At 65.0% G+C, this 23,870-nt stretch carries 25 protein-coding genes; 9 read left to right on the top strand and 16 right to left on the bottom strand.

Annotation, left to right across the window (positions count from 1 at the left end; translation table 11 throughout):
* Positions 1–54: 54 nt before the first annotated feature.
* From H3H51_RS04605 to glyQ, 10 genes are all read right to left on the bottom strand, one after another.
* Entirely contained in the window at positions 55–987 is a 933-nt protein-coding gene (locus H3H51_RS04605) for a phosphatidate cytidylyltransferase (protein WP_183087825.1), read from the bottom strand.
* A 1-nt stretch (position 988) separates the two neighbouring features.
* Positions 989–1,612 (bottom strand): lysophospholipid acyltransferase family protein, encoded by a 624-nt coding sequence (locus tag H3H51_RS04610; protein ID WP_183087826.1) that lies wholly within the window; start codon positions 1,610–1,612, stop codon positions 989–991.
* A gap of 9 nt (positions 1,613–1,621) precedes the next feature.
* A complete protein-coding gene (locus tag H3H51_RS04615) occupies positions 1,622–2,077 on the bottom strand; it encodes a hypothetical protein (protein ID WP_183087827.1) in 456 nt (151 codons plus the stop codon).
* Entirely contained in the window at positions 2,067–3,422 is a 1,356-nt protein-coding gene (locus H3H51_RS04620; RefSeq protein WP_183087828.1) for a phosphatase PAP2/dual specificity phosphatase family protein, read from the bottom strand. Before H3H51_RS04620 ends, H3H51_RS04615 begins: the two co-directional genes overlap by 11 nt.
* The gene (locus tag H3H51_RS04625; protein ID WP_183087829.1) at positions 3,422–5,176 is read right to left on the bottom strand and encodes a bifunctional alpha/beta hydrolase/class I SAM-dependent methyltransferase; all 1,755 of its coding nucleotides are present in this window, start codon (positions 5,174–5,176) and stop codon (positions 3,422–3,424) included. Before H3H51_RS04625 ends, H3H51_RS04620 begins: the two co-directional genes overlap by 1 nt.
* 10 nt (positions 5,177–5,186) lie before the next feature.
* Positions 5,187–5,810 (bottom strand): CDP-alcohol phosphatidyltransferase family protein, encoded by a 624-nt coding sequence (locus H3H51_RS04630; protein ID WP_183087830.1) that lies wholly within the window; start codon positions 5,808–5,810, stop codon positions 5,187–5,189.
* A 235-nt stretch (positions 5,811–6,045) separates the two neighbouring features.
* The gene (locus H3H51_RS04635; RefSeq protein ID WP_183087831.1) at positions 6,046–6,819 is read right to left on the bottom strand and encodes a lysophospholipid acyltransferase family protein; all 774 of its coding nucleotides are present in this window, start codon (positions 6,817–6,819) and stop codon (positions 6,046–6,048) included.
* 15 nt (positions 6,820–6,834) lie between these two features.
* Positions 6,835–7,365 (bottom strand): D-glycero-beta-D-manno-heptose 1,7-bisphosphate 7-phosphatase, encoded by a 531-nt coding sequence (gene gmhB, locus H3H51_RS04640; protein ID WP_183087832.1) that lies wholly within the window; start codon positions 7,363–7,365, stop codon positions 6,835–6,837.
* A gap of 45 nt (positions 7,366–7,410) precedes the next feature.
* Positions 7,411–9,465 carry a glycine--tRNA ligase subunit beta gene (glyS, locus tag H3H51_RS04645; protein WP_183087833.1) on the bottom strand — a complete coding sequence of 685 codons (2,055 nt, stop codon included), beginning with the start codon at positions 9,463–9,465 and terminating at the stop codon, positions 7,411–7,413.
* Positions 9,465–10,412 carry a glycine--tRNA ligase subunit alpha gene (gene glyQ / locus H3H51_RS04650; protein ID WP_183087834.1) on the bottom strand — a complete coding sequence of 316 codons (948 nt, stop codon included), beginning with the start codon at positions 10,410–10,412 and terminating at the stop codon, positions 9,465–9,467. The genes glyS and glyQ overlap by 1 nt, the downstream gene beginning before the upstream one ends.
* A 106-nt stretch (positions 10,413–10,518) precedes the next feature.
* Here glyQ and H3H51_RS04655 point away from each other — a divergent pair, with 106 nt between their 5' ends.
* From H3H51_RS04655 to H3H51_RS04665, 3 genes are all read left to right on the top strand, one after another.
* Positions 10,519–11,073 (top strand): DNA-3-methyladenine glycosylase I, encoded by a 555-nt coding sequence (locus H3H51_RS04655; RefSeq protein ID WP_183087835.1) that lies wholly within the window; start codon positions 10,519–10,521, stop codon positions 11,071–11,073.
* Between the two features lie 102 nt (positions 11,074–11,175).
* The gene (locus H3H51_RS04660) at positions 11,176–12,063 is read left to right on the top strand and encodes a lysophospholipid acyltransferase (RefSeq protein ID WP_183087836.1); all 888 of its coding nucleotides are present in this window, start codon (positions 11,176–11,178) and stop codon (positions 12,061–12,063) included.
* Positions 12,064–12,126: 63 nt separating this feature from the next.
* Positions 12,127–12,393 (top strand): PilZ domain-containing protein, encoded by a 267-nt coding sequence (locus tag H3H51_RS04665; protein ID WP_183087837.1) that lies wholly within the window; start codon positions 12,127–12,129, stop codon positions 12,391–12,393.
* A gap of 154 nt (positions 12,394–12,547) precedes the next feature.
* On the opposite strand, the gene H3H51_RS04670 is transcribed toward H3H51_RS04665, so the two are convergent.
* The 5 genes from H3H51_RS04670 to def are packed head-to-tail and all read right to left on the bottom strand — an operon-like array spanning position 12,548 to position 17,098.
* A complete protein-coding gene (locus H3H51_RS04670) occupies positions 12,548–12,880 on the bottom strand; it encodes a tetratricopeptide repeat protein (RefSeq protein ID WP_183087838.1) in 333 nt (110 codons plus the stop codon).
* 15 nt (positions 12,881–12,895) lie between these two features.
* Entirely contained in the window at positions 12,896–14,269 is a 1,374-nt protein-coding gene (trkA, locus tag H3H51_RS04675) for a Trk system potassium transporter TrkA (protein WP_183087839.1), read from the bottom strand.
* A 12-nt stretch (positions 14,270–14,281) separates the two neighbouring features.
* A complete protein-coding gene (gene rsmB / locus H3H51_RS04680) occupies positions 14,282–15,592 on the bottom strand; it encodes a 16S rRNA (cytosine(967)-C(5))-methyltransferase RsmB (protein ID WP_183087840.1) in 1,311 nt (436 codons plus the stop codon).
* Positions 15,589–16,533, bottom strand: a complete 945-nt coding sequence (gene fmt / locus H3H51_RS04685; RefSeq protein ID WP_183087841.1) for a methionyl-tRNA formyltransferase — start codon at positions 16,531–16,533, stop codon at positions 15,589–15,591. The genes rsmB and fmt overlap by 4 nt, the downstream gene beginning before the upstream one ends.
* Positions 16,534–16,591: 58 nt before the next feature.
* Positions 16,592–17,098 carry a peptide deformylase gene (def, locus tag H3H51_RS04690; protein ID WP_183087842.1) on the bottom strand — a complete coding sequence of 169 codons (507 nt, stop codon included), beginning with the start codon at positions 17,096–17,098 and terminating at the stop codon, positions 16,592–16,594.
* A gap of 134 nt (positions 17,099–17,232) precedes the next feature.
* Between def and H3H51_RS04695 the strand changes: the two genes are divergently transcribed.
* From H3H51_RS04695 to H3H51_RS04705, 3 genes are all read left to right on the top strand, one after another.
* Positions 17,233–18,258, top strand: a complete 1,026-nt coding sequence (locus tag H3H51_RS04695) for a LysM peptidoglycan-binding domain-containing protein (protein ID WP_183087843.1) — start codon at positions 17,233–17,235, stop codon at positions 18,256–18,258.
* Between the two features lie 78 nt (positions 18,259–18,336).
* Positions 18,337–19,425 (top strand): DNA-processing protein DprA, encoded by a 1,089-nt coding sequence (gene dprA / locus H3H51_RS04700; protein WP_183087844.1) that lies wholly within the window; start codon positions 18,337–18,339, stop codon positions 19,423–19,425.
* A gap of 43 nt (positions 19,426–19,468) precedes the next feature.
* Positions 19,469–20,023 (top strand): L-threonylcarbamoyladenylate synthase, encoded by a 555-nt coding sequence (locus H3H51_RS04705; protein ID WP_183087845.1) that lies wholly within the window; start codon positions 19,469–19,471, stop codon positions 20,021–20,023.
* Positions 20,024–20,054: 31 nt separating this feature from the next.
* Here the strand turns inward: H3H51_RS04705 and H3H51_RS04710 are convergent, their stop codons facing one another.
* Positions 20,055–21,032, bottom strand: coding sequence for an NADPH:quinone reductase (locus H3H51_RS04710; protein WP_183087846.1), 978 nt, complete (start codon positions 21,030–21,032; stop codon positions 20,055–20,057).
* 81 nt (positions 21,033–21,113) lie between these two features.
* Between H3H51_RS04710 and hemF the strand changes: the two genes are divergently transcribed.
* The 3 genes from hemF (at position 21,114) to aroE (ending at position 23,864) form a co-directional block, all read left to right on the top strand.
* Positions 21,114–22,073 (top strand): oxygen-dependent coproporphyrinogen oxidase, encoded by a 960-nt coding sequence (gene hemF / locus H3H51_RS04715; RefSeq protein WP_220790814.1) that lies wholly within the window; start codon positions 21,114–21,116, stop codon positions 22,071–22,073.
* 76 nt (positions 22,074–22,149) lie between these two features.
* Entirely contained in the window at positions 22,150–23,001 is an 852-nt protein-coding gene (locus H3H51_RS04720; protein WP_183087848.1) for a DUF4087 domain-containing protein, read from the top strand.
* Between the two features lie 44 nt (positions 23,002–23,045).
* The gene (gene aroE, locus H3H51_RS04725) at positions 23,046–23,864 is read left to right on the top strand and encodes a shikimate dehydrogenase (RefSeq protein WP_183087849.1); all 819 of its coding nucleotides are present in this window, start codon (positions 23,046–23,048) and stop codon (positions 23,862–23,864) included.
* Positions 23,865–23,870 lie beyond the last annotated feature (6 nt).

Below are 23,870 nucleotides of genomic sequence, written 5' to 3' on the forward strand. Positions count from 1 at the left end.
ATATAAAAAACCCGGCAATCGCCGGGTTTTTTATTGCCTATTCAAAGGCTTAACTCATGCCCACCAGTAGCGAACGAAGTGGAAGAAGATTGGTGCGGCGAAACACACCGAGTCCATGCGGTCGAGCATGCCGCCGTGGCCTTCGATCATGTGCCCCCAATCTTTCACCCCGCGATCACGTTTGATCGCCGACATGACCAGGCCACCGGCAAAGCCCAGCAGGTTGACCAGCAGTGCCATGAGGGCGGCCTGCCAGAAGCTGAACGGGGTGATCCAGCACAGCAGTGCGCCGATCAGGGTCGCCAGGGCCACGCCGCCGATAAAGCCTTCCACGGTCTTTGATGGCGACAGCTTGGGCGCAATCTTGTGTTTGCCGAACAGCTTGCCGCAGACGTACTGCAGCACATCGGACAGTTGCACCACCAGGATCAGCCAGGCGATCAGCAGCAGGTTGCGTCCTTCATAACCGGGAATCTCCAGGGTCAGCAGTGCCGGCACCATAGACACGCAGTACACCGCGATCATCAGCCCCCACTGCACCTTGGACGCCCGCTCGAGGAAGCGCGTGGTATCGCCGCCGAGCGACGCAAGGATCGGCAGCAGCAGGAACAGGTAGACCGGGATGAAGATGCTGAACAACCCGTACCAGTCGATGCCAATCAGCAGGTACTGCATGGGCAGGGCGAAGTAGAAGGCGGCGACCAGCGCCGGGTAATCGCCGCGCCGGGTCGGGGTGAGGGTCATGAATTCGCGCAGGGCGTAGAACGACACGCCGTAGAACAGCAGCACCACGCCATTCTTGCCGAAGACGAAGGCGATGCCGATCACCAGCACCATCACCCACCAGGCATCGATGCGCGAGTTGAGGTTATCGATCACCGAGTTGGGCGTATCGCCGGCGCGGCGTTTGAGCACGCGGCCGATCAGGCTGGCCAGCAGCAGAACGGCACCGATGCCGGCGAATAACAGCAGGGTATTGCGATCCATCTCAGACTTCCTCCGGTGCCAGGGCCAGCAGGGCGTTGCGCGCTCGTTCGAGGAAGGCCGACTTGGCTTCTCCGTCGATGGGTTCCAGCGCGGCGCCGAAACTCAGTGTGCACAGCAGCGGCAAGGGCAGCGCCCTGCCCTTGGGCATCACCCGGTTGAGGTTGGCGATCCACACTGGGATCAGCTCCACCTGCGGCGCCGCCTTGGCTAGGTGGAAGATCCCGCTCTTGAACGGCAGCAGCGGCTCGTCGCCAAGGTTGCGCGTGCCTTCGGGGAAGATGATCAGCGAGTCGCCCTGCTCCAGCGCGTCGAGCATTGGCTGCAGCGGGTTGTGTTCCGGGTTGCTGCGATCGCGGTCGACCAGCACGCCGTTGAACACCTCGTTGATCAGGAAGCTGCGCAGCCCGCCCTTCTGCCAGTAGTCGGCGCCGGCCACCGGGCGGGTGCTACGGCGCAGTTCGGCCGGCAGCGAGGCCCACAGCAGAACGAAGTCGCCGTGGCTGCTGTGGTTGGCGTAGTACAGCCGTTGCACCGGCTGCGCGGTGCTGCCCAGCCACAAGGCGCGAGCCCCGGTGAGCAGACGCGCCGCCGAGGTAATGGCGAAAGCGGTCAATGAAGCGAGCATGGACAACTCCTATCCAGCGAAGGAAAACCAGGGCACGACCAGGATCATGATCAGTGCCAGCAACAGTTGGGCGGCCAGCCACAGGCCCTGCATGCGCAACAGGCGGCGGGCGCCGCGGATGCGGGCGTCCCACGGGCGGGCGGTTTGGGTGGCAGGTTGTAAGTGCAGTTCGACCAGTGCGCTATCGAGTTCGGCGATGCGTGCTTCCCGTTGCGTCGGGTCGGCAGCCAGAACGGCGAATAGCTCGGCGTCCAGGGCTGCGCGGATCGCCCAGTACTTCTGCACGAGGCCGAGCAGGATCAGCAGCACGCAGGGCAGCGCCATCAGCAGGTTGCCGCGCCCGATCAGCATTGGCAGCAGACCGCCGGCCAACCCCAGCAGGGTCAGCCCGGTGGACAGCTGGTCGAGCTGACGCCCGCGGCGCAGCAGGCTGGCGATCAGTAGCAGAGACATTTCAGAGACCATGGATCATCTCCTGGGTGCTGGGCCGTTGTTCCGGCAGTTGCCGCATGGCCAACAATGCCTGTTGGTGCGTGTCGCTCAGGACGACCTGGGGACGCGCCTGGCGAATCCGCTGCAGCGCCTCTTCGACGTTCTGGCTGCCGCCGTAGTGCAGTAGCCAGGCGGCGACGGCGCAGGCGCTGCGCGAGTAGCCGAGGGCACAGCAGACCAGCAGCGGACCGTGCTGGCGCAGCTGTTCGATGGCCTCGGCGGCTTTCAGGCAATCGGCTGCGCTGGGCGTGATCAGGTCGAGCAGCGCAACGTTGCGATAGGCCTTCCCGTCGTTACGCAGCGGCAGTTCGGCACACAGGTCGAGCACTGCAGCAAAGGGCTGCAACTGGCGGGTTGTTGGCAAGCGACCGAGCCAGATGCCCGGGCAGACCTGATCGGGTTGTGGATGGCGCTGCGTCCACAGCCGTGAATTGAGCCAGGCACCGGCCAGATAGGGCGCAAACAACCAATGGGCGGCTGTGGTGAGGGAGCCATCGGCCTGCTTCTGGAAGCTGCCGGCACCGATCAGCGCATAGTTCAGCGCCACCAGCAGCAGGGCGACGCACGGCCACAGCAGCCATAGCCAAGCGCCGCCAAGATTGGCCGCCACAGCAGCACAGACCGCGCTGCCGAAGGCATAGCGCAGGGCCAGGCGCCAGCGTTTGCTATCCCGGGCGACCTGCAGGTGCTGCAGCGGGCTACGCCCCTCGATGGGCCATAGCCACACGCACAGCCAGCCGGCCAGCACCCCGGTGGGTACGTCGATGAAGTGATGCTGCCAGGTGGTCAGCACCGACAGGCCGATCAGCGCCATCCAGCCATGCAGCAGGCCGCGCAACAGCAGGCCACGGGTGTGCCGGGCGAACATCACCCAGATCACCACCAGCAACGCGATATGCAGTGAAGGCGCCTGGTTGAACGGCTTGTCGAACCCCATCAGCACATCGAACATCCAGCCGAAGAAGCCGGCCAGCTCCGGACGCTCGAAGGTGAAGCGCAACGGCCAGAGCAGGAAGCAGGCGACGCAGATGATCTGCACGCTGAGCAGGCGCAGGGCGTGCCGGTCCATTTCCCGGCGAGTAGCTGGGAGCAGGAAGGACAGACCGTAGAGCAGGTCGATCGACCAGTAAGGGACGATGGTCCAGGGCCACAGTGGGGTCTGGCTTTCCCAGGCGAACACCAGGCTGCCGACGTCGTTGCGCTTGGCGGTCAGCCAGTTGGCGAAGCTGTAGCTGGCGAAGAACAGTGGGGCCAGCAGCAATAGCCAGAGCACCCCGCGCTTCCACAGCCCGCTTTCGCGGGTGGCGGGGATGTCCATCAGGACACCCGCTGGGCCAGGGAAACGCTGAAGATGCCCCACTCATCGATGCGCTGTTCCAGCTTGCGGAAGCCGGCAGCGGCCACCAGCTGATCCATTTCCGCCTGGCTGCGCCGACGCATGACCCAGGGCTGGCCTTCGCGGTGGCTGGTCAGGGCGCGGGCAATCAGTTCCAGCTGCGGGTGCCAGGGCTGGCCGGTGTAGATCAGGTAGCCGCCCTCCTCGACCGCTGCCGCCAGGCCGGCCAGCGAATCGCTGACCATCTGGTTGCTGCCGAACAGCTCGTACAGGCCGGAGACCACGGCCAGCGTTGGTTTGGGGTCGAGTGCAGCCAGGTCGGCCTTGTCGAAGGCATCGCCTTTGACGAAGCGGGCGATCTCGCCCAGGCCCTTCTGCTCGATCAGGGCACTGCCGTCGCGCACGTTGATTTCGCTGTAGTCGCGCAGCAGGATCGAGTCCGGCTTGTGCTGCAGCCCTTCGAGCGATTCGAGGATGTAGCGGCCGTGGCCGGCGGCGATATCGACGATGCGCACGCCCTTGCCCGCCTCGCGCAGCGTGCCCATGGCCAGGCGCAGCAGCTCCTCGGCGTGGACCTTGCGCTGGCGAATGCCGCGCCAGCCGATGGAGTTGAGGTAGTTCTGGTCGATCAGCCGGCCCAGGGCGCTCTTGCCGCTTGGCGTGTTGCGATAGACGTAATCCAGGGTGCTGCCGGAATCGAAGCCGGTTGCGAAGCCCAGTTTGACCCCGTCAGACAGCCCGCTGCCCAGCTTCAACCCGGCGCGGGTGGCGCGCCAGTACAGGTCGGCGAGGGAGTTCTTCGGCAACGGTGCGGCCAGTTCCTCGGCTTCGGCGCAGGTGGCGCCAAGGCGGTCGGCATCCAGCAGCGAGGGGCGGGTCAATGGCTCCTCGAAGCTGCGCAGGATGAAGCGTCGGGCACGGCTCAGGGCATGGGCGCGGTCGCGCTCGCCGAGGGTGTCGTGGAAGAAGCCGGGGAGGATGTGCTTCTCCTTGCGCAGGCTGCCCAGGCGCTCGAAGAACTGCTCCTGCGGCTGGCGATGGACAACGAAGTCGGCGCCGGAGATCAGCAGCTGGGTGGGGATCTGGATCGCCTGGGCGTCGGCCACCACGCGGTCGGCGGCTTCATACAGGCCGAGCAGCATGTTCACCGAAATCGGCCGGCTGATCAGCGGGTCGTTCTCGAAGGAAGCGATGCGCTCGGGATCGTGGCTGAGGAAGCGCGCCTTGACGTAGCTGTTGACGAAGAAGTTGCCGCGCCAGGCACGCAGCAGCTTCAGACCGGGGCGGGCGAAGGGCACGTAGAGCTTGACCTTGAACGCCGGCGAGGCGAGCACCAGGCAGCGGATCTGCGGGGCGTAGTCGTGGACCCAGGTCGACACCACCACGGCGCCGACGCTCTGCGCCAGCACGGCCATGTCTTCGACGGCTACGGCGTGGGTCGCGGCGATGTGCTCGATAAAGGCCTGCACGTCGCGCACGCTGGTGGCGAAGCTCGGGCTGTCGCCACGGGCGCCGGGGGACAGGCCATGACCGCGGGCGTCCCAGGCGAAGAAGTCGTAATCCGGTAGATCCAGCTCGCCCGGCAGGTGGGCCATGCGCCCGCCGTGCTCGTGGCCGCGGTGGAACATCACCACTGCCTGGCGCGGGCCGGCAGCAGGTGTCGTGGCGGGCCAGTGGCGATAGAGCAGCTCGACGCCATCGTGAGTGGTGAAGATGTGGTTCTGGGCTTCGCGCATCGAAATATCCTTATTCCGACTGGGAGGGTTGTGCCACCTCGGCCAGGCCGTGGCGCACGCGGTTGAACAGGGTGTACAGCAGTAGGGCCAGGATCACCGCGAGCAGCCCGTCTATCCAAGACGCTGGCAGCAGGCCGCACGCTACACCCGCGCCCAGGGTGCCGAAGCAGAAGGCGCGGTCGCTCTTGCCCATGGGCCCGTCGTAGCGCCGCGTGGCACCGACCATCGGGCCGAGCACGCCGGCGTATTCGCTGATCACCGCCAGCAGCACTACCAGCACCACCAGCAGCGGCGAAACCCCGGCCAGCAGGGCGAAAGGCAGGTACAGGGCGCTGTCGGCGATCACGTCGCAGAGTTCGTTGAGGTAGGCACCGAGCCTGGATTGCTGGCCGAACTCGCGGGCGAGCATGCCGTCCACGGCGTTGAGCGCCATGCGCAACAGCATCCACACGGGGATCAGGGCGAACAGCCAGACATGCGCGCTGCCCAGAGCCAGCAGCGCGCCGAGCAGCACGGAGACGAGGCCGGCGGCCAGGGTCACCTGGTTGGCGGTGACACCACGCGCATGCAGGCGGGTGACGCCCGGGCGCAGCAGGTTCTGGAAGCGTGGCTTGAGCTGGTAGATGGACGGCATGGAGCGAAATTCCCTTTCACGAAATGCAGGTGCGGCTAGCTTAACCCCTTTGCCGCCGGGGCGTTCCGGCAAGACTGTGCGGCACTGCCGAATTCCCTGCGGCAGGCCTGCGCGAAAAACTTATGCCCCGCTATGCCTGATTCGAGGTAGAGAGAAAAGCTGTTTTATATCATTAGGTTACGGCTGCTGATGGCACTGCGCCGGTATTTCTTGCACAGCTTATCCACAGCTGGGCTCAAACCGCGCTGGGCTCGTCCAGCGGGCTGAGTTGCGTGGGGATGCCGGAGATCTGCTGCTGGGTCTGGCTGACCCAGTTGAAGGCGCGCTCGTTGAGTTCGGCGATGGCGCGCGGGCCCTCGCCTTCGGCATACATCAGCGGGCCGATCACCACCTGGATGGTGCCGGGGTACTTGGCCCAGCCCTGCTTGGGCCAGAACTCGCCGGCGTTATGGGCGATCGGCAGCACCGGCAGGCCGGAGTTGACCGCCAGGGCCGTACCGCCACGCGAGAACTTGCCGATCTGACCCGGCGGAATGCGCGTGCCTTCCGGGAAGATCAGCACCCAGGCGCCCTGCTCGATGCGCTCGGCGCCCTGCTTGGCCAGTTGCTTGAGGGCGGCCTTGGGGTTGCTGCGGTCGATGGCGATGGGCTTGAGCATGGCCATCGCCCAGCCGAAGAACGGCACATACAGCAGCTCGCGCTTGACCACTTGCGACAGCGGTTCGAAGAAGGCCGAGAGGAAGAAGGTTTCCCAGGTGCTCTGGTGCTTGGCGAGGATCACGCAGGGCTGCTGCGGGATGTTTTCCAGGCCGTGGACTTCGTAACGGATGCCCACCATGACTTTCGCCAGCCAGGTGGCGCAGCGGCACCAGGTCTGGATTACCAGGCGGTAGCGTGCGCGAAACGGCAGCAGCGGCGCGATGAACACGCAGAGGATGCACCAGAAGAAGGAGCTGGATGACAGCAGCAGGTAGAAGAAGAAGGTTCTGATGGCCTGCACTGTCGTCATGGGGGCTCGTGTTCTCTAGAGAAGAAGCTGATCGGCAACTGCCGCCAGATCATCGAATATCAGGGTTCCCGCTGGCAATGGCTTGGCCAGGGTCCGTTCGCCCTTGCCGGTTTTCACCAGTACGGGCTGGCAATGGACGGCCAGCGCCGCGTCGAGGTCACCCCTGCTGTCGCCAACGAACCAGATGCCTGCCAGTTCTGTGCCGTAGTGCGCGGCGATCTGCTCGAGCATACCCGGCTTGGGCTTGCGGCAGGCGCAACCGTCGTCGGGTCCATGGGGGCAGTGCACGATCAGGCCGACTGTGCCGCCCTGCCCGGCCACCAGCTCACGCAGGCGCGTGTGCATGGACTCCAGGGTGGCGACGTCGTAATAGCCGCGCGCCAGGCCAGACTGGTTGGTGGCCACGGCCACGGTCCAGCCGGCCTTGCTCAGGCGCACGATGGCATCGATGGCGCTGGGGATGGGAACCCACTCGGCCAGCGACTTGATATAGGCGTCGGAGTCTTCATTGATGACGCCGTCGCGGTCGAGAATCAGCAGTTTCATGCAGTTACCGAGGCGACCGGGCGGCATGCGCCGCCCGGCAACCCGTCAGCCCAGCAGGGAGATGTCGGCGACGCCGAGGAACAGGCCGCGTAGCTGGTTGAGCAGCGCATAGCGGTTGGCGCGTACGGCGGCGTCATCGGCATTGACCATCACCGCGTCGAAGTACGCATCCACCGGCTCGCGCAGGCTGGCCAGCTGGGCCAGGGCTTCGCGGTAGCAGCGTGCTGCAGCCATCGGGCCAACGGCCTGGGCAGCTGCGGCAACGGCTTGCGCCAGGGCCTGTTCGGCACCGGCTTCCAGCAGGGCGCTGTTCAGCGTGGCGGGTAGGTCACCTTCGGCCTTGGCCAGGATATTCGACACGCGCTTGTTGGCGGCGGCCAGGGCGGCGGCTTGCGGCAGCTGGCGGAAGGCCTGCACGGCCTGTACGCGCTGGTCGAAGTCCAGCGGCGCGGCTGGGCTCAGGGCGCGTACCGCTTGGTACACGGCCACTTCGACGCCTTCGTCTTCGTAGCGCGCCCGCAGGCGGTCGAAGATGAAGTCCAGCACCTGCTGGGCCAGGCCGTCGGCCTTGACCTTGTCGCCATACAGACCGATGGCGAAGGCCACGGCCTCGACCAGGTCGAGGTCCAGCTGCTTCTCGATCAGGATACGCAGCACGCCCAGCGCGGCGCGGCGCAGGGCGTAGGGGTCCTTGGAGCCGGTCGGCAGCATGCCGATGCCGAAGATGCCGACCAGGGTGTCGAGCTTGTCGGCCACGGCCACGGCCGCACCGGTCAGGGTCTGCGGCAGCTCGGCGCCGGCGCCGCGCGGCATGTATTGCTCGTTCAGCGCCTGGGCCACGTCATCGGCTTCGCCGTCATGCTTGGCGTAGTAGTAGCCGGCGATGCCCTGCATTTCCGGGAATTCGCCGACCATCTCGGTGGCCAGGTCGCACTTGGACAAGAGGCCGGCACGCGCGGCGCGAGTGGCGTCGCCACCGATGCGCTCGGCAATGAAGCCGGCCAGGGCGGAAACCCGTTCGGCCTTGTTGAACACGCTGCCGAGCTGGGCCTGGAACACCACGTTGGCCAGGCGCTCGTTGCGCTTCTCCAGCGGCTGGCGCTTGTCCTGCTTGAAGAAGAACTCGGCGTCGGTGAGGCGCGGGCGTACTACTTTCTCGTTGCCGGAAACGATCTGCGCCGAGTCTTTCGACTCGATGTTGGCCACGGTGATGAAGCGCGGCAGCAGCTTGCCGTTGCCGTCCAGCAGGCAGAAGTACTTCTGGTTGTCCTGCATGGTGGTGATCAGGGCTTCCTGCGGCACGTCGAGGAAACGCTCCTCGAACGAGCAGACCAGCGGCACCGGCCATTCGACCAGGGCGCTGACTTCATCCAGCAGCGCCGGCGGCACGATGGCGCTGCCGTTCTCGGCCTTGGCCAGTTCGGCGACGCGGGTGTCGATCAGCGTGCGGCGCTCGGCGAAGTCGGCGATCACGTAGGCGCCACGCAGGTCTTCGGCGTAGTTGGCCGGGCTGGAAATGCTCACGTCACGGTTGGCGTGGAAGCGGTGGCCACGGGAGATACGGCCAGCCTTCTGCGCGAGGATCTCGCAATCGATGACCTGGTCGCCGAACAGCATCACCAGCCACTGGCTCGGGCGCACGAACTCGGTCTTGCCGGCACCCCAGCGCATGCGCTTGGGAATCGGCAGGTCGTTCAGCGAGGCTTCGACGATGCTCGGCAGCAGCGCGGCGGCCGGCTGGCCGGCGATGGACTGGCTGAACTTCAGCTTGGGCCCGCTCTGGTCGATCTGGCTCAGCTCGACGCCGCACTTCTTGGCGAAGCCCAGCGCTGCTTGAGTGGGGTTGCCGTCCTTGTCGAAGGCGGCCTGCACGGGCGGGCCGTCGAGGTTGACGGTGCGGTCCGGCTGCTGCGCGGCGAGTTGTTCGACCAGTACCGCGAGGCGGCGCGGTGCGGCATAGAAGCGCGCCTTGGTGTAGCCCAGGCCGGCGGCCTTGAGGCCTTTTTCCACGCCGGCGAGGAAGGCTTCGCCGAGGCTTTTCAGCGCTTTGGGTGGCAGCTCTTCGGTGCCCAGTTCAACCAGAAAATCCTGAGCACTCATTATTCGGCCTCCTTCAGCTTCGCCAGTACTTCGTCACGCAATTCGGGGGTGGCCATCGGGAAGCCGAGCTTGGCGCGGGCCAGCAGGTAGCTCTGGGCGATGTTCCGCGCCAGGGCGCGCACGCGCAGGATGTACTGCTGGCGCGCTGTCACCGAGATGGCGCGGCGGGCGTCGAGCAGGTTGAAGCTGTGTGAGGCCTTGATCACCATTTCATAGGCCGGCAGCGGCAACTGCAGCTCCATCAGGCGGTTGGCCTCGGACTCGTAGAAGTCGAACAGGTCGAACAGCTTGTCGACGTTGGCGTGCTCGAAGTTGAAGGTGGACTGCTCCACTTCGTTCTGGTGGAACACGTCGCCGTAGGTGACCTTGCCGAACGGGCCGTCGGAGTAGACCAGGTCATACACCGAGTCGACGCCTTGCAGGTACATGGCCAGGCGCTCGAGGCCGTAGGTGATCTCGCCGGTGACCGGGTAGCACTCGACACCGCCGACCTGCTGGAAGTAAGTGAACTGGGTGACTTCCATGCCGTTCAGCCAGACTTCCCAACCCAGGCCCCAGGCGCCAAGGGTCGGCGATTCCCAGTTGTCTTCGACGAAGCGGATGTCGTGCACCAGGGTGTCGACGCCGATGCGGCGCAGCGACTCCAGGTACAGGTCCTGGATGTTCGCCGGGTTCGGCTTGAGCACCACCTGGAACTGGTAGTAGTGCTGCAGGCGGTTGGGGTTCTCGCCGTAGCGACCGTCGGCCGGGCGGCGCGAGGGCTGCACGTAGGCGGCGTTCCAGGTTTCCGGGCCGACGGCACGGAGGAAGGTGGCGGTGTGGAAGGTACCGGCCCCCATTTCCATGTCATAGGGCTGCAGGATCACACAGCCCTGCTCGGCCCAGTAGCTTTGAAGGGCAAGGATCAGGCCTTGGAAGGTGCTCACGTCGGGCGTAGTCTGGCTCACGAATTTCACCGGTATCGAAACTTTGGCGTAGCAGGTCGCTGGAAAACCCGGGGTTTTCCGTCGCCTGGTAAAGCCGCGCAGTATACCCAAGCCTTAGGAAACCCGCATGCCACGCTGTTTCTGGTGCAACGACGACCCGCTGTACATCGCCTATCACGACGAAGAATGGGGCGTGCCCCAGCGCGATCCGCAATGGCTGTTCGAGATGTTGCTGCTGGAAGGCTTCCAGGCCGGGCTGTCGTGGATCACCGTGTTGAAGAAGCGCGCGCGCTACCGCGAGGTGCTGTTCGGTTTCGATGCCGAGCGCCTGGCGCGGATGACCGACGCGGAAATCGAAGAACGCATGCAGGACCCCGGCATCATCCGCAACCGCCTCAAGCTCAAGGCCGCGCGACAGAACGCCCAGGCCTGGCTCAAGCTGGACGACCCGGTGACGCTGCTGTGGTCGTTTGTCGGCGGCGCACCAAAGATCAATCACTTCAGCGAACGCGGCCAGGTGCCGGCCGTCACCACCGAGGCCGAGGCGATGAGCAAGGCCCTGAAGAAGCTCGGCTTCACCTTCGTCGGGCCGACCATCTGTTACGCCTACATGCAGGCGGCGGGGATGGTCATGGACCACACCATCGACTGTGATCGGCATGCCGTGCTGGCAAGGCCGTAGGGCGGAAAAGCCGACGCTTCGCCCAGCTTGCGCGACAGTAGGGCTGAACCAGCCGGTCACAATCGCTACAATGCGCGCCCTTTCCTAGCTCTGGAGTGATTCGTGGAGAAGCTCAAAGGTGCCCTGGTGGTCGGTTTCCTGCGCCTGTTCGCCCTGCTGCCGTGGCGTGCGGTGCAGGCGGTGGGCAATGCCATCGGCTGGCTGATGTGGAAGCTGCCCAACGGCTCACGCGAAGTGGTGCGCATAAACCTGGCCAAGTGCTTCCCCGAGTTGAGCGAGGCCGAGCGTGAACAGCTGCTTGGTCAGAGCCTCAAGGGCATCAGCAAAACCCTGGCCGAGAGCGCCTGCGCCTGGATCTGGCCGGCACAGAAATCCCTCAAACTGGTGCGCGAGGTGGAAGGCCTGGAAGTGCTGCAGCAGGCGCTGGCCAGCGGCAAGGGCGTGGTCGGCATCACCAGCCACCTGGGCAACTGGGAAGTGCTCAACCACTTCTACTGCAACCAGTGCAAACCCGTGATTTTCTACCGCCCGCCGAAGCTGAAGGCGGTGGACGATCTGCTGCAGAAGCAGCGAGTGCAGATGGGCAACCGCGTGGCTCCTTCGACCAAGGAAGGCATCCTCAGCGTCATCAAGGAAGTGCGCAAGGGTGGTGCCGTGGGCATTCCCGCCGATCCCGAGCCGAGCCGTTCCAGCGGCGTATTCGTGCCCTTCCTCGGCACCACGGCGCTGACCAGCAAGTTCGTTCCGGGCATGCTCACCGGCGGTAAGGCCGTCGGGGTATTCCTGCATGCCGTGCGCCTGGCCGATGGCAGCGGCTACAAGGTGATCCTCGAAGCTGCGCCGCAAGGCATGTACAGCGAGAACATCGAAGAAGGCGTGGCCGCCATGAGCCGCGTGGTCGAGCGCTATGTGCGGGCTTATCCCAGCCAGTACATGTGGAGCATGAAGCGCTTCAAGAAGCGCCCGGATGGCGAAGCGAAGTGGTATTGATGCGCGTGGCGTAAGCCAGTACCGTCTGTATCACTCGCCCGCAACATGAGCAGAAGGACAGGCATGGATAACAAGCGTGAGCACAACCGCAGCCCGCTCAAGGTGCAGTTGCGCATCGACCATCCGCTGCACGGTCAGATGCTGGTGACCACCCGCGACATTTCCGACAAAGGCGTGTTCGTGGTGGTCGACGATGCCCAGCGTTTGCTGCAGATCGGCGAAATCGTCAGTGGCCAGGTGCAAGGCCTGCCCATCGAAGCGCCGATCGTGCAGATGCAGGTGGTGCGCTTCGAGCCCAGTGGGGTGGCGCTGATTTTCCAGCGTGACTAAGAACCCGCTCACGATCTCCTGTCCGTCGGCCATGCCGCGCTAAAAACAGGCTCGGACGCTCATTTACAGCTCGTGAACTCCGCTTCCTCGCCGGTTTTTAACTTGTCTGGCTCTAGTCCAGAAAATCGTAAACGGGTTTTAACGGGCTGATGGGCTAAGCGCCCGCGCCATCCCCGCCGGTGGTCTTCTCCAGGCGCCGGAGAAACACCAGCATCTCCTTTTCCGTCTGCTTGTCGCCACGCTTGCGCGCCACTTCCAGGCCGTTGTGCCAGGCCAGGCGCGCTTCTTCGCTGAGGCCCTGGCGCTGGCAGGCCTGGCCCAGCAGCTTCCACGCCGCAGAATAATTCGGATCGAACCCCAGGCATTTCTGCAGGTGCTCGGCGGCCAGGTCGGGCTGCCCGAGGTCCAGGTAGCCCTTGCCCAGGCCGAAGCGCAGCAGGGCGTTGTCGACGCCTTTGCCCAGCAGCTTTTCCAGGGATTCCAGCATGCTTGTGCGCTCGCTCTAGAAGAAGGTCAAACCAACCTGGAATAGCCGTTCCACATCACGAATGTACTTCTTGTCGACCAGGAACAGGATCACATGGTCGCCGGATTCGATCAGCGTGTTGTCGTGGGCGATCAGCACTTCCTCGTCGCGGATGATCGCGCCGATGGTGGTGCCCGGCGGCAGGCTGATCTCGCCGATCATCCGGCCGATCACCTTGCTCGATTTGGCGTCGCCGTGGGCAATCGCCTCAATGGCTTCTGCCGCACCACGGCGCAGCGAGTGCACGCTCTCGATGTCGCCACGGCGCACGTGGGTGAGCAGGGTGCCGATGGTGGCCAGCTGCGGGCTGATGGCGATATCGATATCGCCGCCCTGGACCAGGTCGACGTAGGCCGGGTTGTTGATGATGGTCATCACCTTGCGCGCGCCGAGGCGCTTGGCCAGCAAGGACGACATGATGTTGGCTTCGTCATCGTTGGTCAGGGCGAGGAAGATGTCTGCCTCGTTGATGTTCTCTTCCACCAGCAGGTCGCGGTCGGAGGCGCTGCCCTGCAGCACGATGGTGCTTTCCAGGTTCTCCGAGAGGTAGCGGCAGCGTGCCGGGTTCATCTCGATGATCTTCACCTGGTAGCGGCTCTCGATGGCCTCGGCCAGGCGCTCGCCGATATGCCCGCCACCGGCGATGACGATGCGTTTGTAGCTGTCTTCGAGGCGGCGCATCTCGCTCATCACCGCGCGGATGTGGGCCTTGGCGGCGATGAAGAACACTTCGTCGTCGGCTTCGATCACCGTGTCGCCTTTGGGCATGATCGGCCGGTTGCGGCGGAAGATCGCGGCCACCCGGGTGTCGACATTGGGCATGTGCTCGCGCAGTTGCTTGAGCTGCTGTCCGACCAGCGGGCCGCCGTAGTAGGCCTTGACCGCCACCAGCTGGGCCTTGCCTTCGGCGAAGTCGATCACCTGCAGGGCGCCGGGGTATTCGATCAGGCGCTTGATGTAGTTGGTCACCACCTGTTCGGGGCTGATCAGTACATCGATCGGGATGGCTTCGTTGTCGAACAGGCCGCTGCGGGTCAGGTAGGCCGCCTCGCGCACCCGGGCGATTTTGGTCGGGGTGTGGAACAGGGTGTAGGCGACCTGGCAGGCGACCATGTTGGTCTCGTCGCTGTTGGTCACCGCCACCAGCATGTCGGCATCGTCGGCACCGGCCTGGCGCAGCACGGTGGGGAAGGAACCACGGCCGACCACGGTGCGGATGTCGAGGCGGTCACCGAGCTCGCGCAGGCGGTCGCCATCGGTGTCGACCACGGTGATGTCGTTGGCTTCACTGGCCAGGTGTTCGGCCAGGGTGCCGCCGACTTGTCCCGCGCCGAGGATGATGATTTTCACGCGATCACTCCGTTAGCCGCGTGATGCGGCGATCTTGATCAGCTTGGCATAGTAGAAGCCGTCGTGGCCGTCGACCTGTGGCAATAACTGGCGGCCGTGGGTGGCTTTGAGGCCGAAGTCGCCGGCGATATCCAGCTCGCGTGCGCCCGGCGTGCGGGCGAGGAAGGCGGCGATGTTGTCGCTGTTTTCTTCCGGCATCACCGAGCAGGTGGCGTAGAGCAGGATGCCGCCGACTTCGAGGATGGCCCACATCGCATCCAGCAGTTCGCCCTGCAAGCGGGCCAGGGCGGGAATGTCGTCGGCCTGGCGGGTCAGCTTGATGTCCGGATGGCGACGGATCACCCCGGTGGCCGAGCACGGCGCATCGAGGAGGATGCGCTGGAATGGCTTGCCGTCCCACCAGCTGGCGGTGTCGCGCCCGTCGGCGGCGATCAGGGTGGCGTCGAGTTGCAGGCGCTCGAGGTTCTCGCGCACGCGCAGCAGGCGGCTCGCTTCCAGGTCGACGGCGACCACTTCGCTCAGCTGCGGCTGGGCTTCGAGCAGGTGGCAGGTCTTGCCGCCGGGCGCGGCGCAGGCATCCAGCACACGCTGGCCGGGCGCCAGGTCGAGCAGGTCGGCGGCCAACTGGGCGGCTTCGTCCTGCACGCTGAGGCGGCCTTCCATGAACCCGGGCAGGGTTTTCACGTCCTGGGCGGTGAGCAGGCGGATGCCATCGCGGCTGTAGGCACAGGGCTCGGCGTCGATGCCGGCGCTGCGCAGCTCGTTCAGGTAGGCATCGCGGCTGCCATACCGGCGATTGACCCGCAGGATCAGCGGCGGGTGGGCGTTGTTGGCGGCGCAGATCGCCTGCCACTGCTCTGGCCAGCGCGCTTTCAGGGCCTTCTGCAGCCAGCGCGGGTGGGCGGTGTGCAGCACCGGGTCCTTGTCCAGGCTGGCGAAGATCGTTTCGCCATCGCGCTGGGCATTGCGCAGCACGGCATTGAGCAGGCCCTTGAGTGAGGGCTTCTTCAGCTTGTCGACGCAGGCCACCGTCTCGCCGATGGCGGCATGGGCCGGGATGCGGGTGTAGAACAGTTGGTACAGGCCGATCAGCAGCAGCGCTTCGACATCGCGATCGGCGGCCTTGAAGGGTTTCTGCAGCAGTTTCTCGGCGAGCAGGGCCAGGCGCGGCTGCCAACGTGCAGTGCCGAACGCCAGGTCCTGGGCCAGGCCGCGATCACGCGCTTCGACCTTGTCCAGCAGTGGCGGCAGGCTGCTACCCAGCGAAGCCTTGCCGGACAGCACGGCGGCCAGGGCGCGGGCGGCGGCCAGGCGCGGATTCATTGACCGAGCACCAGGCCAGCGGCGAACTGCTCGCGGCGGCTGTTGTAGAGGTCGGCGAAGTTGAGCGGCTTGCCGCCGGGCAGCTGCAGGCGCGTCAGGCGCAGGGCGCCGTCACCGCAGGCGACGGTCAGGCCATCCTTGCTCGCGGCGAGGATCTGTCCGGGCTGGCCCTGACCTTCGCCCAGGCTAGCGGCCAGCACTTTCAGCGGCTCGCCGTTCAGCGTGCTGTGGCAGATCGGCCAGGGGTTGAAGGCACGCACCAGGCGTTCCAGCTCGACGGCCGGGCGGCTCCAGTCGAGGCGCGCCTCGTCCTTGTTCAGCTTGTGCGCGTAGGTGGCCAGGCTGTCGTCCTGCACTTCGCCGCGCAGCTCCCTGGCGGCGAGTTTGCCGATGGCTTCGACCACCGCGGCCGAGCCGAGTGTGGCCAGGCGATCGTGCAGGCTGCCGCCGGTATCCTCGGCGCTGATGGGCGTGCTGACCTTAAGCAGCATTGGCCCGGTATCCAGGCCGGCTTCCATCTGCATCACGGTAACCCCGGAGTGGGCATCGCCCGCCTGTACCGCACGCTGGATCGGCGCCGCACCGCGCCAGCGTGGCAGCAGCGAGGCATGGCTGTTGATGCAGCCGAGGCGCGGGGTATCCAGCACCACTTGCGGCAGGATCAGGCCATAGGCGACCACCACCATCAGGTCCGGCTGCAGCGCTGCCAGTTCGGCCTGGGCAGTGGGGTCGCGCAGGGTCTGCGGCTGGTACACGGTAATCCCTTGCTGCACGGCCAATTGCTTGACCGGACTGGGCATCAGCTTCTGCCCGCGCCCGGCCGGGCGATCCGGCTGGGTGTAGACGGCGACGATGTCGCGGCCCGCATCGAGCAGGGCCTGCAGGTGCTGGGCGGCGAATTCCGGGGTGCCGGCGAAGACGATGCGCATGGGACGATTCACTATGCAAAGAACGGGGGAAACAAAAAGGCTTGCCGTAGCAAGCCTTTGGGGTCGGTGATCAAGCCTGCTGGCGGTGCTGTTTTTCCAGCTTCTTCTTGATCCGGTCGCGCTTGAGGCTAGACAGGTAATCGACGAACAGCTTGCCGTTGAGGTGATCGCACTCGTGCTGGATGCACACCGCGAGCAGGCCCTCGGCAATCAGCTCGTAGGGCTGGCCATGCTTGTCCAGCGCCTTGATGCGGACCTTCTGCGGCCGGTCGACGTTCTCGTAGAAACCGGGTACCGAGAGGCAGCCTTCCTGGTACTGGTCCATCTGCTCGGTCAGCGACTCGAACTCGGGGTTGATGAACACCCGCGGCTCGCTCTTGTCTTCCGACAGGTCCATGACCACCAGGCGCTTGTGCACGTTGATCTGCGTCGCGGCTAGGCCGATACCCGGAGCGGCGTACATGGTCTCGAACATGTCGTCGATCAGCGTATGCAGCGCGGTGTCGAACACGGTGACCGGCTTGGCAATGGTGCGCAGGCGCGGATCGGGAAATTCGAGGATGTTTAGAATCGCCATAGGATGTTTGTGATGCACTTGTGGAATAAAGTCAAAAACCGCTGCTAAGATGATGAGCAGCTTTGAAAAACGGCTTAAAAACCGCGGCTTCAGCGGCTTACAGGCGTCCGCCACATAATAAAGGGATTCACCGCATGAGGAAATCACTACTCGCCCTGCTGCTTCTCGCCGTTGGCGGTCTGGCCCAGGCAGAAGTGCAGCTCAAGGAAGGTCATCCGGACCGTTACACCGTCGTCAAGGGTGACACGCTCTGGGACATCTCCGGCAAGTTCCTCAGCCAGCCCTGGAAGTGGCCCGAGCTGTGGCATGCCAACCCGCAAATCGAAAACCCGCACCTGATCTATCCCGGTGACACGCTGAGCCTGGTCTACGTCGACGGCCAGCCGCGTCTGGTGCTTAACCGTGGCGAATCGCGCGGCACCATCAAGCTCTCGCCGCAGGTACGCAGCACGCCGATGGCCCAGGCCATTCCGACTATTCCTCTGGAAGCGATCAACAGCTTCCTGCTGACCAACCGTATCGTCGATTCCGCTGAAGAGTTCGAAGGCAAACCCTATGTGGTGGCCGGGGAAGCTGAAAGCGTAATCAGTGGTGCGGGTGATCGTATCTATGCCCGCGGCGCATTCGATGAGGGCCAGAACGTTTATGGCATCTTCCGTCAGGGCAAGACCTATACCGATCCTGAAACCAAGGAGTTTCTTGGTATCAACGCCGATGATATCGGCAGCGGTGAGGTGGTTGCCGAAGAGGGTGATATTGCGACCCTCAACCTGACCCGCTCGACTCAGGAAGTGCGTCTGGGCGATCGCCTGTTCCCCACCGAAGAGCGTGCGGTCAATTCGACCTTCATGCCCAGCGAGCCACCGACCGATGTCGACGGTCTCATCCTTGATGTGCCGCGTGGTGTAGCCAAGATTGGCCAGTACGACGTGGTGACCATCAACAAGGGCAAGATCGACGGTCTGAGCGAAGGTAACGTGCTCGCGGTATTCAAGACCGGCGAGACCGTACGGGATCGTATCACCGGCGAATCGGTGAAGATTCCCGACGAGCGTTCCGGTTTGCTGATGGTGTTCCGCACCTACGAGAAGCTCAGCTACGGCCTGGTGCTCTACGCCACCCGCGACCTGGCGGTGATGGACAAGGTGAAGAACCCGTAATACCCAGAACCCCCGCTGCTTGCGGGGGTTCTGCTTTCTACCGGCGGTGTTTTCGCCACCCGATCAAGGATGATCGTCATGTCTGCAGTTTCTCCTGCCGAACTCGAGGCGCGCCTGCGTCTGCATTGCCTGCCGGAGCTCGGCCCACGGCGCTTTCGCCGTCTGCTCCAGGCTTTCGCTTCTGCTTCTTCTGCCCTTAGTGCCCCGGCCTCTGCCTGGCGTGCCCTCGGCTTGCCGGCGATTTGTGCCGAGTCCCGGCGCAGCGCCGATGTTCGTGAGCGCGCTGCCCACGCGTTGCAGTGGCTGGAGCAGCCCAACCAGCATGCGCTGATGTGGGACGATGCGAGTTATCCAGCCTTGCTCGCCGAGCTGTCGGATGCCCCGCCGCTGCTGTTCGTGGCAGGTGATCCAGGCCTGCTGGAGCGCCCGCAGCTGGCCATGGTCGGTAGTCGCCGCGCTTCTCGCCCGGGTATGGATACCGCCGCTGCCTTTGCCCGCAGCCTGGCTGGTGGCGGCTTCACCATCACCAGTGGCCTGGCCCTGGGTATCGACGGCGCGGCCCATCAGGGTGCGCTGGATGCGGCGGGCAGCACCGTGGCGGTACTCGGCACCGGCTTGCTCAGGCTCTACCCGCAGCGCCACGTCGGCTTGGCGTCGCGGATTGTCGACGGCGGAGGTGCGCTGGTGTCCGAGCTACCGCTGGACAGCCCACCGCATGCCAGCAACTTTCCGCGGCGCAATCGCATCATCAGCGGCTTGTCCCTTGGCGTGCTGGTGGTGGAAGCCAGCCCGTCCAGCGGTTCGCTGATCACTGCCAGGCTGGCCGCCGAACAGGGTCGCGAGGTCTATGCGATTCCTGGCTCGATCCACCATCCGGGCGCGCGGGGTTGCCACCAGCTGATCCGCGAAGGCGCCACGCTGGTGGAAAGTGTCGAGGATATCCTGCAGGCCCTGCGTGGCTGGCAGCAGCAGGTGCCAAGCACCGCAACCAAACCTGCCAACAACCATCCGCTGCTGCGCCAACTGCACGCCTCGCCCCTGAGCAGCGAAGGGTTGGCGCAAGCCTGTGGCCTGGCCCTGAGCGAAACACTGGTCGCACTGACCGAGCTGGAGCTGCAGGGGTTGGTGGTGTGTGAGGCGGGGCGCTGGGTACCCCGCATGGCCTGAGGTCGTTACACTCGCCGCCAGTCAGGCCGAGTCGGGAGTGAGCATGAGCAGTTGGCAGATACAGCGGGTCGCACGGGTGGTGCGCCAGGGGGGCGTGATCGCCTATCCCACCGAGGCGGTCTGGGGGCTAGGTTGTGACCCCTGGAGCGAGGCAGCGGTGCAGCGTCTGCTCGCACTCAAGGATCGGCCGCAGCACAAGGGCCTGATCCTGGTAGCTGACGACATCAGCCAGTTCGACTTCCTCCTCGACGATCTACCCGAGCGCTGGATCGACCGTCTGGCCAGCACCTGGCCGGGGCCCAACACCTGGCTGGTACCGCACCAGGGGCGGCTGCCCGAGTGGATCACCGGCATGCACGACAGCGTGGCCCTGCGCGTCAGCGACCATCCGCGTGTGCGCGATCTGTGTGCCCTGGTAGGGCCGCTGGTGTCGACCTCGGCCAACCCGGCCGGGCGGCCGGCGGCACGCACCCGGCTACGTATCGAGCAGTACTTCCCGCGCCAGCTGGATGCGGTGTTGGGCGGACGCCTGGGTGGACGCAAGAACCCCAGCCTGATCCGCGACCTGCGCACGGGCGATGTGATTCGCCCGTCCTGATCTTTGTAAGAGCTCGCTGCTGCCGCGTCAGTTACGGCAGCAGAATGGTCGAGCCGGTGGTCGCGCGACTGCTCAATGCGTCGTGCGCCTTGGCCGCATCCTTGAGGGCGAAACGCTGGCCGATATCGACCTGCAGGCGCCCGTCGCCGACCAGCGCAAACATCTCGTCGGCCATCGCCTGCAAGCGCTCGGCGCTGTTGGCGTAGGAAAACAGCGTTGGCCGCGTGACATACAGCGAGCCCTTCTGCGCCAGTACACCCAGGTTGACCCCGCTGATCGCGCCCGAGGCGTTGCCGAAGCTGACCAGCAACCCACGCGGCGCCACGCAGTCCAGCGACATCTCCCAGGTGTCCTTGCCCACCGAGTCATAGACCACCGGGCACTTCGCTCCCCCGGTCAGCTCCAGGACCCGCGCCGGCACGTTCTCGTGGCTGTAGTCGATGGTTGCCCAGGCGCCGTTGGCGGTGGCCAGCGCGGCTTTATCCGGGGATGACACGGTGCCGATCAGCTGCACGCCGAGGGCCCGTGCCCACTGGCAGGCGAGCAGGCCGACGCCGCCTGCCGCGGCATGCCAGAGAATGGTCTGCCCGGCTTCCACGGCATAGGTCTGGCGCAGCAGGTACTGCACGGTGAGGCCCTTGAGCATCAGCGCGGCGGCCTGCTCGAAACTGATTGCCTCGGGCAGGCGCACCAGGTTGGCAGCCGGCAGCACATGCAGCTCGCTGTAGGCGCCCAGCGGGCCGGTGGCGTAGGCGACGCGATCGCCGACACGCCACTGGCTGACCTCGCTGCCCACCGCCTCGACCTCCCCCGCACCCTCGGTGCCCAACCCGGACGGGAAAGCGGCAACCGGATACAGGCCGCTGCGCTGGTAAGTGTCGATGAAGTTCAGGCCGATGGCGCGGTTGCGCACGCGCACCTCCTGCGGGCCGGGTTCGGCCGGGGTGTAGTCGAGGTAGTCGAGCACCTCCGTGCCGCCGTGGCGGGAAAACTGGATACGTTTGGCCATGTCGTGCACTCCGTCTGCAAAGACCTTCATCCAAGCGGCTGGGCTGATCCCCGTCAAGCTTCGGACGGGGGCGACGATGGTATGCTTGCGCCCTTCTTTTCGATCGTCCGGGTTAATGCCGTGAGTGAACGTACCCAGGCCGTGAAGGCCTATCTGCTCGATCTGCAGGACCGTATCTGCGCCGCCCTCGAAGCCGAGGATGGCAGCGCCCGTTTCTTCGAAGACAGCTGGGAGCGGCCCGCCGGTGGGGGTGGCCGCACCCGGGTGATGGAGAATGGCGCGCTGGTCGAGAAGGGTGGGGTCAACTTCTCCCACGTGTTCGGCGACAGCCTGCCACCCTCGGCCAGCGCCCATCGGCCGGAACTCGCCGGGCGCGGCTTCGAGGCCCTCGGCGTGTCCCTGGTGATCCACCCGGAAAACCCTCACGTGCCGACTTCCCACGCCAACGTGCGCTTCTTCAGTGCGGAGAAGGAAGGCGAGGAGCCGGTCTGGTGGTTCGGTGGCGGCTTCGACCTGACGCCCTACTACGCCAGCGAGGAAGACTGCGTGCACTGGCACCAGGTGGCCGCTGACGCCTGCGCGCCGTTCGGCGCCGAGGTCTACCCGAAGTACAAGGCCTGGTGCGATCGCTACTTCCACCTCAAGCATCGCGGCGAGCCACGCGGCATCGGCGGGTTGTTCTTCGACGACCTCAACCAGTGGGATTTCGACACCTGCTTTGCCTTTATCCGTGCCATCGGCGATGCCTACATCGACGCCTACCTACCCATCGTGCAACGGCGCAAGGCCACCCCGTTCACCGAGCAGCAGCGCGAGTTCCAGGCCTTCCGCCGTGGTCGCTATGTCGAGTTCAACCTGGTGTTCGACCGCGGCACCCTGTTCGGCCTGCAGTCCGGTGGGCGTACCGAGTCGATCCTCATGTCGCTGCCGCCACACGTGCGCTGGGGCTACGACTGGAAACCCGAGCCGGGCAGCGAAGAAGCGCGCCTGACCGAGTACTTCCTGCAGGATCGTGACTGGTTGGGTACTGGATTCAACTGACACTGATTGTGCGCGCACACATGGTGGCGCGCAGCTCACCCGGCAGGGAGTTCGGGTTTATTTCGTAGGGATAGCCATGCGTCGATATCTTATTGTTCTGCTCGTTGCATCAGCCGCCTCCACCCACGCAGAGGATGGCAAATTCGAGCGCCGTTGTGGCTGGCTGGAGAACCCTTCACCTGCAAATGTCTCGCTGACCGATCGTGATGGCGAGTGGTTCATCGGAACGCAGGGTGGCCCGCAAGCTGAGGGTGACTGGGATGCCCGGTTCCCCGCCGACCAATGGGTGCGTACCAATGGTTTCAGCTATGGATATGGCTGTGCTTGCATCAGCATGAAGGTCGACGTGCAAAACCATAATGTGTTGGCGGTGCGCGATCCGCAGGCCAAACCGCTGGAAGTCTGTCGGACGGATAACACGCTAAGCGGCAAGCCCTACGAAGAATACTCGCGAATGCCGATGCGTACCTTCCGGGGCAAGGGCTACAGCTTCAACTACCCCCAAAGCTGGCGCCTGCGTGAAGAAGGTACTTGCCAGCTACTGGACGCCCCCGGACGGCGCAAGAACGAGGAATACACCCTCAATATCTGCGCCCGACCGGCCTCGCTGGAACAGGTTGCCGAGGACGCGATCTTCGGTAAAGACGAGAACGGTGTCTGGATGCGCTATGCCGGAAAATCTGCACCTAGCCCGGTTCGGGTACGTGAGGGCGATGGATGGACGGGGCTTTCAGCAGAGCAGTCCTGCGGTGTGTCTGATGAGCAAGGAGGTTTTCACTCCGCCGGCGGTATGTGCTTTTGGGCGGCATTGTCCGATGGAGCCACTGGGTTGCTGATGGATAGCGTGGGTTTCTATCAGGACTTCCAGCAGATCGGTATCATCGTCGACTCCGTGCGTTTCTCTATGGTCGACCCCGTGAAGAAATAGGGCTCGGTAGCGCACCCCTTTCTAGTCGTATTTCAGGATTGTAGATGGATCGTTATGGCGTCTTCGGCAACCCCATCGGCCACAGCAAGTCGCCGCTGATCCACCGCCTGTTCGCCGAGCAGACCGGCCAGGACCTGTCCTACGAAGCCCTGCTGGCGCCGTTGGACGACTTCAGCGGGTTCGCCCGTGCCTTCTTCGCCGAGGGCCAGGGCGGCAACGTCACCGTGCCGTTCAAGGAGCAGGCCTACCAGTTGGTCGATGAGCTGAGCGAGCGGGCACGCCGCGCTGGTGCGGTGAACACCTTGAAGAAGCTCGATGACGGCCGCCTACTCGGCGACAACACCGATGGTGCTGGCCTGGTACGCGATCTCACAGTGAATGCCGGGCTCGACCTGAGCGGCCAGCGCATCCTCCTGCTCGGCGCCGGCGGTGCCGTACGCGGCGTGCTGGAACCGATCCTGGCGCACAACCCGCATGCCCTGGTGATCGCCAACCGCACGGTGGAAAAGGCCGAGCAACTGGCCCACGAGTTCGCCGACCTCGGCCCGCTGGCCGCCGCTGGCTTCGACTGGTTGAGCGAGCCGGTCGACCTGATCATCAATGGCACCTCGGCCAGCCTGGCCGGCGAGTTGCCGCCGATCGACGCCAGCCTGATCCAGCCCGGGCACACGGTCTGCTACGACATGATGTACGGCAAGGAGGCGACGGCCTTCAACCGCTGGGCGGCCGAGCAGGGCGCCGCGCGTTGCCTGGATGGCCTGGGCATGCTGGTCGAGCAGGCCGCCGAGGCCTTCCAGCTGTGGCGCGGTGTGCGTCCGGACAGTGCGCCAGTACTGGCCGAACTGCGACGCTTGCTGGCCTGAGCCGTC

This window comes from Aquipseudomonas ullengensis, from assembly GCF_014174475.1.
Lineage (GTDB): Bacteria > Pseudomonadota > Gammaproteobacteria > Pseudomonadales > Pseudomonadaceae > Aquipseudomonas > Aquipseudomonas ullengensis.

Coding starts and splice junctions, on each gene's coding strand:
- H3H51_RS04605 (WP_183087825.1), bottom strand. CDS start 987: ATGGATCGCAATACCCTGCTGTTATTCGCCGGCATCGGTGCCGTTCTG.
- H3H51_RS04610 (WP_183087826.1), bottom strand. CDS start 1,612: ATGCTCGCTTCATTGACCGCTTTCGCCATTACCTCGGCGGCGCGTCTG.
- H3H51_RS04615 (WP_183087827.1), bottom strand. CDS start 2,077: ATGGTCTCTGAAATGTCTCTGCTACTGATCGCCAGCCTGCTGCGCCGC.
- H3H51_RS04620 (WP_183087828.1), bottom strand. CDS start 3,422: ATGGACATCCCCGCCACCCGCGAAAGCGGGCTGTGGAAGCGCGGGGTG.
- H3H51_RS04625 (WP_183087829.1), bottom strand. CDS start 5,176: ATGCGCGAAGCCCAGAACCACATCTTCACCACTCACGATGGCGTCGAG.
- H3H51_RS04630 (WP_183087830.1), bottom strand. CDS start 5,810: ATGCCGTCCATCTACCAGCTCAAGCCACGCTTCCAGAACCTGCTGCGC.
- H3H51_RS04635 (WP_183087831.1), bottom strand. CDS start 6,819: ATGACGACAGTGCAGGCCATCAGAACCTTCTTCTTCTACCTGCTGCTG.
- gmhB (WP_183087832.1), bottom strand. CDS start 7,365: ATGAAACTGCTGATTCTCGACCGCGACGGCGTCATCAATGAAGACTCC.
- glyS (WP_183087833.1), bottom strand. CDS start 9,465: ATGAGTGCTCAGGATTTTCTGGTTGAACTGGGCACCGAAGAGCTGCCA.
- H3H51_RS04655 (WP_183087835.1), top strand. CDS start 10,519: ATGCCACGCTGTTTCTGGTGCAACGACGACCCGCTGTACATCGCCTAT.
- H3H51_RS04665 (WP_183087837.1), top strand. CDS start 12,127: ATGGATAACAAGCGTGAGCACAACCGCAGCCCGCTCAAGGTGCAGTTG.
- H3H51_RS04670 (WP_183087838.1), bottom strand. CDS start 12,880: ATGCTGGAATCCCTGGAAAAGCTGCTGGGCAAAGGCGTCGACAACGCC.
- rsmB (WP_183087840.1), bottom strand. CDS start 15,592: ATGAATCCGCGCCTGGCCGCCGCCCGCGCCCTGGCCGCCGTGCTGTCC.
- def (WP_183087842.1), bottom strand. CDS start 17,098: ATGGCGATTCTAAACATCCTCGAATTTCCCGATCCGCGCCTGCGCACC.
- H3H51_RS04695 (WP_183087843.1), top strand. CDS start 17,233: ATGAGGAAATCACTACTCGCCCTGCTGCTTCTCGCCGTTGGCGGTCTG.
- dprA (WP_183087844.1), top strand. CDS start 18,337: ATGTCTGCAGTTTCTCCTGCCGAACTCGAGGCGCGCCTGCGTCTGCAT.
- H3H51_RS04705 (WP_183087845.1), top strand. CDS start 19,469: ATGAGCAGTTGGCAGATACAGCGGGTCGCACGGGTGGTGCGCCAGGGG.
- H3H51_RS04710 (WP_183087846.1), bottom strand. CDS start 21,032: ATGGCCAAACGTATCCAGTTTTCCCGCCACGGCGGCACGGAGGTGCTC.
- hemF (WP_220790814.1), top strand. CDS start 21,114: ATGCTTGCGCCCTTCTTTTCGATCGTCCGGGTTAATGCCGTGAGTGAA.
- H3H51_RS04720 (WP_183087848.1), top strand. CDS start 22,150: ATGCGTCGATATCTTATTGTTCTGCTCGTTGCATCAGCCGCCTCCACC.
- aroE (WP_183087849.1), top strand. CDS start 23,046: ATGGATCGTTATGGCGTCTTCGGCAACCCCATCGGCCACAGCAAGTCG.